The sequence below is a fragment of the Oleiphilus sp. HI0043 genome, from assembly GCF_001634935.1.
Genome location: NZ_LWEY01000556.1, coordinates 39,920 through 47,450, shown reverse-complemented (window position 1 = coordinate 47,450; position 7,531 = coordinate 39,920). Strand labels below are relative to the sequence as shown.

The 7,531-nt window shown below is 45.1% G+C and carries 9 protein-coding genes; 6 read left to right on the top strand and 3 right to left on the bottom strand.

The features are described 5' to 3' along the window. From A3729_RS07040 to phoU, 3 genes are all read left to right on the top strand, one after another. Nucleotides 1-393 (top strand): PstA family ABC transporter permease (locus A3729_RS07040; RefSeq protein ID WP_156497752.1); only part of this gene is annotated, 393 nt, incomplete at its 5' end. 72 nt (nucleotides 394-465) lie between these two features. Further along, the gene (pstB, locus tag A3729_RS07035) at nucleotides 466-1,338 is read left to right on the top strand and encodes a phosphate ABC transporter ATP-binding protein PstB (RefSeq protein ID WP_068514420.1); all 873 of its coding nucleotides are present in this window, start codon (nucleotides 466-468) and stop codon (nucleotides 1,336-1,338) included. A gap of 69 nt (nucleotides 1,339-1,407) precedes the next feature. Further along, nucleotides 1,408-2,130, top strand: a complete 723-nt coding sequence (gene phoU / locus A3729_RS07030) for a phosphate signaling complex protein PhoU (RefSeq protein ID WP_304438889.1) — start codon at nucleotides 1,408-1,410, stop codon at nucleotides 2,128-2,130. A gap of 60 nt (nucleotides 2,131-2,190) precedes the next feature. Here phoU and A3729_RS07025 read toward each other — a convergent pair whose 3' ends face one another. Next, entirely contained in the window at nucleotides 2,191-3,057 is an 867-nt protein-coding gene (locus A3729_RS07025) for a YicC/YloC family endoribonuclease (RefSeq protein WP_068514428.1), read from the bottom strand. Between the two features lie 151 nt (nucleotides 3,058-3,208). Between A3729_RS07025 and rph the strand changes: the two genes are divergently transcribed. Beyond that, nucleotides 3,209-3,925 (top strand): ribonuclease PH, encoded by a 717-nt coding sequence (gene rph, locus A3729_RS07020; protein WP_068514431.1) that lies wholly within the window; start codon nucleotides 3,209-3,211, stop codon nucleotides 3,923-3,925. A gap of 64 nt (nucleotides 3,926-3,989) precedes the next feature. Here rph and A3729_RS07015 read toward each other — a convergent pair whose 3' ends face one another. Continuing rightward, entirely contained in the window at nucleotides 3,990-4,763 is a 774-nt protein-coding gene (locus A3729_RS07015) for an exodeoxyribonuclease III (RefSeq protein WP_068514433.1), read from the bottom strand. A gap of 111 nt (nucleotides 4,764-4,874) precedes the next feature. Here A3729_RS07015 and pyrE point away from each other — a divergent pair, with 111 nt between their 5' ends. Continuing rightward, nucleotides 4,875-5,519 (top strand): orotate phosphoribosyltransferase, encoded by a 645-nt coding sequence (gene pyrE, locus A3729_RS07010; RefSeq protein WP_068514477.1) that lies wholly within the window; start codon nucleotides 4,875-4,877, stop codon nucleotides 5,517-5,519. Between the two features lie 303 nt (nucleotides 5,520-5,822). Here the strand turns inward: pyrE and A3729_RS07005 are convergent, their stop codons facing one another. Next, nucleotides 5,823-6,578, bottom strand: a complete 756-nt coding sequence (locus A3729_RS07005) for a sulfite exporter TauE/SafE family protein (protein WP_068514435.1) — start codon at nucleotides 6,576-6,578, stop codon at nucleotides 5,823-5,825. A gap of 149 nt (nucleotides 6,579-6,727) precedes the next feature. Between A3729_RS07005 and A3729_RS07000 the strand changes: the two genes are divergently transcribed. Further along, nucleotides 6,728-7,492 (top strand): hypothetical protein, encoded by a 765-nt coding sequence (locus A3729_RS07000; RefSeq protein ID WP_068633501.1) that lies wholly within the window; start codon nucleotides 6,728-6,730, stop codon nucleotides 7,490-7,492. Nucleotides 7,493-7,531: the final 39 nt, after the last annotated feature.

Here is a 7,531-nt window from a genome sequence, read left to right as displayed (position 1 = left end):
CGTGAAGGTAGCCTGGCCTTGGGCGCAACCAAAGCTGAAACACTCTGGCGTGTCGTACTACCTATGGCAAGCCCTGCAATGATGACCGGTGTTATTCTTGCGATTGCTCGTGCAGCGGGTGAAGTTGCGCCATTGATGCTGGTAGGTGTGGTTAAGCTAGCGCCTTCATTACCGCTAGATGGCAACTACCCTTATCTGCATTTGGACCAGAAGTTTATGCACTTAGGCTTCCATATCTACGATGTTGGCTTCCAGAGCCCTAACGTCGAAGCGGCACGACCACTTGTTTACGCAACCTCGCTATTATTGGTTATCGTTATTGCAATGCTAAACCTAAGCGCAGTCGCGATTCGTAACAAGCTACGTGAGAAGTACAAAGCATTAGAAGTTTAACTAGCGCCTGAAATGGTTTGAGTTTTAATAATTATTGAGTTAACTGGATAGACACCAGAAAGAGATATGACTATGCAAAATGATACAAATGATTCGACGACACAAGCAGGCGCACAAACCGAAACTAAGACGCACGCTATCGATATCAGTTCACTACAGCGTAAGTCTGCAGCTCTAAAGCTGGAAGACGAAAAAATTGCACTAACCGTTGACGATTTACGCTTATGCTACGGTGAAAAAGAGGCCCTTCACGGCGTAAATATGCAGATCCCACAGAACCGAGTAACGGCTTTTATCGGCCCATCGGGTTGTGGTAAATCGACATTATTGCGTTGCTTCAATCGCATGAACGATTTGGTTGATGGCTGTAGCATCACCGGTAAAATCATGCACGAAGGTAAAGATATCTACCAACGTAAAGTCGAAGTGGCTGAACTTCGTCGCCGCATTGGTATGGTATTCCAGAAGCCAAACCCTTTCCCAAAGAGCATCTATGAAAACGTCGCTTATGGCCTGCGTATTCAAGGAATCAACAAAAAGCGTATTCTAGATGAAACAGTAGAATGGTCTCTACGTTCTGCAGCACTTTGGGATGAAGTTAAAGATCGTCTTGATGATAGCGCATTGGGTCTATCCGGTGGTCAGCAACAACGTTTGGTGATCGCACGAACCGTTGCTGTTAAACCAGATGTATTACTGCTTGATGAACCCGCTTCAGCCTTGGACCCATTGTCTACGCTGAAAATTGAAGAACTGATTCACCAGCTAAAAGATGACTATACTATCGTTATCGTAACCCACAATATGCAGCAGGCTGCTCGTGTATCTGACTACACGGCGTTTATGTATATGGGCGACTTGATCGAATTTGGCAACACTGATGAGCTGTTTACCAACCCACGTAACAAGCAGACTGAAGACTATATAACCGGTCGTTACGGTTAGGTTTAGGACTATATCAACTCGCTACATGACACTATGCTGCATTAACGGATAAAAGAGGCAAATATGAGTATTACAACAAACGACGGCCACACTCAGCACATTTCCCAGCAATTCAATCAGGATTTATCTGAGTTGCGTAACCAGTTGCTAAATATGGGCGGTATCGTACAGCGTCAAGTATCTGATGCAGTAGAAGCTCTTATCACCAACAATAGCGAACTCGCCGATACGGTCCGTAACAAAGACCAAGAAGTTGACGCAATGGAGTTACTGATCGACGAAGACTGTACCCAGTTGATTGCACGACGTCAGCCGGCAGCGAGTGACCTTCGCTTAGTCATTTCTATCATCAAAATGGTTGCAGATATCGAACGCATTGGTGATGAAGCCAGTAAGATTGCCAAAATGGCAATCCGCCTGACTGAAGAGGGCAAAGCACCTCGCGGCTACGTCGAAATTCGCCACATCAGCGATCATGTTGGTCAAATGGTCAATGGTGCACTCGATGCCTTTGCACGTTTCGATATCGATATGGCACTGGATATTATGAAAGAAGACCATGCTGTCGATGCCGAGTACAAGTCAGCGGTTCGCTCACTGATGACCTTCATGATGGAAGACCCTCGCAGTATCTCCCAGATTCACAGCGTTATGTGGGTACTACGTGCCTTGGAACGTATCGGTGACCATGCGTGTAATCTGGCTGAGCACGTGATCTACATCGTAAAAGGTAAAGATGTGCGTCATATGCCGATTAAGCAAGCTGAGCAGCTTGTTGAGTCTTCCAAGTAGTTAGTTCAAAAGAGTGCCCTAGGCTTTGCCTTGGCACTCTCTGTTTTTGCAAGTAGCGCTCTACTCTACATTCTGTACTTGCTCGCGCATCTGCTCGATCAAAACTTTCAACTCTACCGCCGCTTTTGTGGTGTCTGTTACGATAGACTTAGATGACAAGGTATTGGCTTCTCGGTTTAACTCCTGCATAAGGAAATCAAGACGTCGCCCCACCGGCTCCTTTTTCTTCAGTACACTTCGTACTTCAACTACATGAGCATCTAAACGATCAAGCTCTTCAGCCACATCAGTTTTCTGCGCTAGCAAAACCATCTCTTGTTCAAGGCGTTCATTGTCCATTTGTACAGAAGCTTCTTCGAAGCGCTTCTTCACTAATTCGCTTTGCTTTTTAAGAATATCTGGCAACCAGGCGCGCACTTCTTTAACGATATTTTCAATAGCGACTAAACGCTCTTCAAACAGAGGCTCTAGCTGAGTGCCTTCACGTTGACGGTTTTCCAATAATATTTTTAAGCAGGCCTCAAAGGACTCATTGGCTTGTGCCAACAGTTGCTGGCGGTCACCTGACTCATTATCAATCACGCCAGGCCATTGAAGCACCGAGATCGCATCAACCGGTGCGACGTCATCAAATAACTCATTTACCGAACGGCAGGCTTCACTTAACTGAGCGAGCACTTCAGCATTCACCTTCAAGCCATCAGCTTTACGGTTACTGGGCTGCCACTTTAAGGAACAGTCTAGCTTGCCCCGAGATAAGTACTTACGCATCAAGGATCTGAGTTTAGGTTCCGCTTCACGAAACATATCCGGTATTTTTAAGTGAGGCTCGAGATAACGATGATTGACCGTTCTTAGCTCCCACGTTAATACACCTTGTTCACTTTCAAGTTCTAAACGTGCAAATCCTGTCATGCTTTTCAGCATTGGTACTTCCCCACTTAGCTCAGTTACGTATGTTCAAATTGATTTACGAATTCTACTCGCTAGGCACTTAGAAACCCACCTTTAAAGTGATAAACTTGCCGGCAAATTTTCCCGGTACCCCTTTATTTAATTCCCCAATAGGAAGAACTTTATGAGACCAAGCGAACGCCAACCAGATCAAGCACGCGAGATTAAAATCACCCGAAACTACACAAAACATGCTGAAGGCTCTGTCCTGGTTGAGTTTGGCGACACCAAAGTTATCTGTACTGCCTCAATAGACGAAAAGGTACCCCGCTTCCTAAAAGGTGAAGGACAAGGTTGGTTAACCGCTGAATATGGCATGCTGCCTCGCTCTACCGGTTCACGTATGATCCGTGAAGCAGCAAAGGGTAAACAAACAGGTCGTACCGTCGAAATTCAGCGTCTAATCGGTCGCTCATTACGCGCCGCTGTTGATATGAAAGCACTCGGCGAACGCACCATTCAAATCGATTGCGATGTTATCCAGGCAGATGGAGGTACTCGTACAGCGTCTATCTCTGGGGGCTGCGTGGCACTCATGGACGCTCTTCAAGGCTTGGTAGATGCAGGAAAACTGAAAGAAATCCCGCTAAAGCAAAAGATTGCGGCGATTTCTGTAGGCATCTACAAAGGTACACCCGTTCTCGACTTGGACTACCCGGAAGACTCAGAAGCAGAAACTGATATGAACGTGATCATGACTGACAAAGGCGGCTTTATCGAAATTCAGGGCACTGCTGAAGGTGAAGCGTTTGAAGAGTCCGAATTTAATGCCATGTTAGCACTAGCGAAGAAAGGCATTAACGAGATATTTGAGTTGCAGGAAGCAGCGCGAAACTCGTAAAGAAAGCCTAGAATAAAAAAAGGGATGGTAGCAACCATCCCTTTTTTATTTCTAATCACCGAAACTACATAATCACGTCGTAGTCGATAATAACAGGTGCGTGATCCGAGAAGCGCGTGTCCATATCAATAAAACCATCTTCGATAACATTACGCATCATCTGGGTCGTGATCTGATAATCTGTTCGCCAGCCTGCATTCTTTCGCCAACCCTTGGCCCACTCTGGCCACCAGGTATATTGATTTCTTTCAACATTCACATGGCGGAACGCATCAACATAACCAAAGTCATCGAAAACCGTATCGAACCAGTCTCGCTCATGCGCTTTAAAGCCACTCACGTCCATCTCATGGTATTTTTTGCTCGCATCTGTCACCAAATGCGCGGAATTGAAACTGCCCGCAAAAATGAACTGACGACGCTTACGGAGAGTTTTTTCCAGATGGCTTTGAAACGCGTCCTGGAATTTATCCTTTGCTTCCTGGTTCTCAGGTTTGCCTAATGCATTGGGTACAAGCATTGAAGCAACACTAACATTTTCAAAGTCAGCCTGAATAAAGCGCCCTTCACGATCTGCTGGCTCATAAGCAAAGCCATACATAATTGCCTTGGGGAAGTGGCGAGTATAAATACCCACGCCGCCATCTTCAGGGTTTTCAGCATCTATAAAATAAGCCTGATAACCTTCGGGGTGGAAGATTTCGTCATCGAAATCATAAACTTTGCCTTGCAGATCCTGGACACATACCACATCGGCATCGATCTCACGCATCCAATCAAAAAAACCATTTTCTGCAGCTCTCTTCAATCCATTTACGTTAATTGATACTACTCGCATAACTGCCTCATAATTAATTTGCGTGGTATGATACTTAATTCACATTTTTTGAAAAGAAAAACACTGTAATATCTTTCAATTTAGGCGCAATTAATGCGAGAAAATACAAATATGAAGCCCCACCAGCGCGAATTCATTGAATTTGCTATCCAAAAGAACGTTTTGAAGTTCGGCGAATTCACCCTTAAGTCTGGCCGTGTTAGCCCTTATTTTTTTAATGCGGGTCTTTTCGACGATGGTTTATCACTTGCCAAGCTTGGGTCATTTTATGCCCAAACACTGGTTGACTCGGATATTCCCTTCGATGTTCTATTTGGTCCTGCCTATAAAGGCATTCCTTTAGGCTCTGCTACAGCAGTCTGTCTTTCTTCATTGCATAACATTAACACGCCCTTTGCATTCAACCGTAAAGAAGCAAAAGCTCACGGTGAAGGTGGCACGCTCGTTGGCGCACCACTTAAAGGCAAGATAATGATTATCGACGATGTGATTACGGCAGGTACGGCAATTCGCGAAGTGATCAAAATCATTGAGGCCGCAGGTGCGGAGCCAGCAGGTGTTCTGATTGCACTTGACCGCCAGGAAAAGGGTCAGGGCGAGTTGTCTGCCATTCAAGAGGTCGAAAGAGACTTTAATATCCCAGTCGCCAGTATCGTCAACTTAACTCAAGTATTAGACTACATTCAGGATGATGCAAGTTTATCGCAGTACGCGGATGCCGTTTCTGCATATAGATCACAGTTTGGGATTGCTTGATTGATCATAACCTCTGTGCAGCGAAGTTCTCGGTGGTTCAAGTGTTTGATCTCTTAAAGAACTAAACCCAAAAAACCATTAACCACAGAGGGTACAGAGAGGCCTTCGGCCTACACAGAGAAGAGATAAAAACTAAAAATGTTTTTCTCCATGTCTTCTCTGTGCAGCGAAGCGCTCGGTGTTCTCTGTGGTTCAAGTGTTTGATCTCTTAAAGAACGAAACCCAGATAAGCACTCACCACAGAGGTCACGGAGCGGCCTGCGACCTAGACAAGTTTGTTTGCTGGCAGATGAGTATCTGTCTCTAAACCAGCAAAGACACCCCAACCAAAATGGTCACTACTTCAAAACAGCGCTTAACAATTTTATTTCCTTTGGCGATCGATAGATGCGCTCCAAGGTAGCCTCCAGCTAAAGCCCCCAAAACCAAAGGAAGTACCCACGACCACTTAACCTCGGTCTGTAAGGCCAGCGTAAGCGCCCCCACACCATTCCAAAACAATCCCACCAAAATCAAGGTATAGGCAACCGCTCGCTGGTACTCCAAGCCATACCAAAGCACCAGCCACAAGGTAACGAACAGGCCTGTTCCTGAGGTAATCGAGCCGTTCAAAACACCGATTAAAAACAGTACCAAGCCGCCAATCAGCCAATGAATACGCTTAAATACCTTGGTCGTCGTCGTCATCCCCAGCTCCGGTTTAAATACAGAGTACAAACCCAAAGCTATCGTTAAGACCCCTAAAGCTTGCTTGGCTAGTTCATCGGGAACAGAGAGAATCAATAAGGCACCGAGTATCACGCCTGGCAACCCGAAAAGCAGAATATGACTAGCAAAAGCCAAGCTCAACTGTTTCTCTCTAATATGGCGTAAAGTCGCCCCAACGCCTAAAGCAACGCTGGCGACTTTATGCGTAGCCAAGGCGACAGTAAAACCCAAACCAAGAAAGAGCAAAGCAGGAAACTGTAACAAGCCAGCGCCTCCACCAGCCATCGCACTCAAGCCGTTTGCAATAATCGATACGCAAAACAGCACAACTTGTTCAATTAGAAATTCCATATAAAAACTCTTTTATCAGTGCTCAACAGAGAAAATGCCACTCTTTGCATATTGCTGAACAAACACTCAATAAATTAAATTTCTTGCAACACAAAAGCATAAAAAAATCAGATATACTTTGGATATCCGAAAAATATTTAGATATTAGAATGATTCATACTTCACAACGACCTTATATCTTCAAGCATACTGGCAAGCGGCTAGCCGTGGTTGCCCTGCTACTGCTATGCAGTCTTTCTTTGGTGGCTACGCATGCATCTGCGGCGCAACTATACCGGTATAAAGACAATCAGGGAACCTATGTGCTCAATCAGACTATTCCTCCTGAATATGTCAAAAAAGGCTACGATATTTTGAATAGACAGGGCAGAGTTATCCAAGTTGTCGCGCCAGAACTAACAGCCGAGCAAATTGCTGCCCGAGACGCCGCCCTAGAACAAGAGCGCCTACAGAAAATTGAAGCTGAAAAACAAGCCCTCATCGACGGCGAACTTAAACAACTTTACAGTCATCCAAATGATGCCGTGCGAGTCCTGTCTCGCCGAGTTCAAGATATCAAAGGGCTTATTCTGGTAAAACGTACTAAGATTGATGCCAGTAAAAATGGCATTATTGAGGAAGAAGCACAAGCAGCCAATCGCCAACGACAGGGCTTGAAGGTTTTCGAGACGACCTTGAAAAAGCTCGAAAAGTATAAGTCCGATATCGATAACAATGAACACGACATTGTTGAATTGCATAACGAGTTAAAAAAAGTTAAAGATGAGTTCGACAAGAAAATTCGTCGCCTTGAAGTGATTACCGGTAAGACTGCCAGTGATTATGCCAAGCTTCTGCAAGATTTAAGTGACGACAATAAAGACAAACCCCAGACTCCCTCTGAAGAAGCACAAACAAACGATAACAATCCTTAGCCTAAACTATTACCCTAAAAGCGGACGTCTGCTTCATTA